Annotated in this window: 1 protein-coding gene and 3 pseudogenes; 2 read left to right on the top strand and 2 right to left on the bottom strand. The window is 70.6% G+C overall.

The window, feature by feature from the left end; all coding sequences use genetic code 11:
* A pseudogene (locus tag BHE97_RS20880) lies at window positions 1–214 on the top strand (phosphatidylinositol kinase); the annotation flags it as partial.
* A 55-nt stretch (window positions 215–269) separates the two neighbouring features.
* Window positions 270–425 (top strand): annotated as a pseudogene (locus tag BHE97_RS19185) (DUF2200 family protein); the annotation flags it as partial.
* Here BHE97_RS19185 and BHE97_RS19180 read toward each other — a convergent pair.
* Entirely contained in the window at window positions 392–679 is a 288-nt protein-coding gene (locus tag BHE97_RS19180) for a DUF2200 family protein (protein ID WP_236757802.1), read from the bottom strand. The pseudogene BHE97_RS19185 and the gene BHE97_RS19180 sit on opposite strands and share 34 nt — an antisense overlap.
* A gap of 34 nt (window positions 680–713) precedes the next feature.
* A pseudogene (locus BHE97_RS20875) lies at window positions 714–931 on the bottom strand (hypothetical protein); the annotation flags it as partial.

The raw sequence follows: 931 nt of genomic DNA, 5'->3' as shown, positions 1-931 counted from the left end.
GGGGATGAGGGGCGGGCCCCTGCCCGGGGGCGGGGTGGGGGGTGTCGGCCGGGTTCTCGCCTCTCCGGGCGGTGACGAGGGAACGCGCCCCCCCGAGCTGCTCGCCCCGCCGGAGATCGAAGCCCTGCTTCGACGTGCCGAGCGGCTGGTTGCGACCGGCCGGTTCCCGTCACCCGAGGGCGAGATGCCGCCGGTCCCCTGGCCGCCGTTCTGAGGACCTCCAGCGACCCGCACGGTACCGTGATCCGGTGAGCAGCAGGATCTTCATCATGAGCTTCGCGTCCGTCTACCCGCTCTACCTGGCCAAGGTCGAGCGCAAGGGCCGCACGAAGGCCGAGCTCGACGCGGTGATCGAGTGGCTCACCGGATTCGACGACGGCGAACTGCAGCGTCATCTCGATGCGGAGACGACCTTCGAGGAGTTCTTCGCCGATGCCCGACTGACCCCGCACACCACGCCCGTGATGAGCGAGGCGTGCGGGGTCAGTCGGGCATCGGCGAAGAACTCCTCGAAGGTCGTCTCCGCATCGAGATGACGCTGCAGTTCGCCGTCGTCGAATCCGGTGAGCCACTCGATCACCGCGTCGAGCTCGGCCTTCGTGCGGCCCTTGCGCTCGACCTTGGCCAGGTAGAGCGGGTAGACGGACGCGAAGCTCATGATGAAGATCCTGCTGCTCACCGGATCACGGTACCGTGCGGGTCGCTGGAGGTCCTCAGAACGGCGGCCAGGGGACCGGCGGCATCTCGCCCTCGGGTGACGGGAACCGGCCGGTCGCAACCAGCCGCTCGGCACGTCGAAGCAGGGCTTCGCTCTCCGGCCGGGCGCGAAGCCCGTCGGCGCCGGGTTCCCTCGTCACCCGGCCCGTCGCGGCGAGTCCCCGGCCGCCACCCGCACCCGGCCTCGTCTCCCCTCCGTGCCCAGCCCCCAACA

It is taken from the genome of Aeromicrobium sp. PE09-221 (genome assembly GCF_002174305.1).
Lineage (GTDB): Bacteria > Actinomycetota > Actinomycetes > Propionibacteriales > Nocardioidaceae > Aeromicrobium.
The sequence above is the reverse complement of the archived record's forward strand: the minus strand, read 5'-3'. Positions and strand labels throughout refer to the sequence as shown.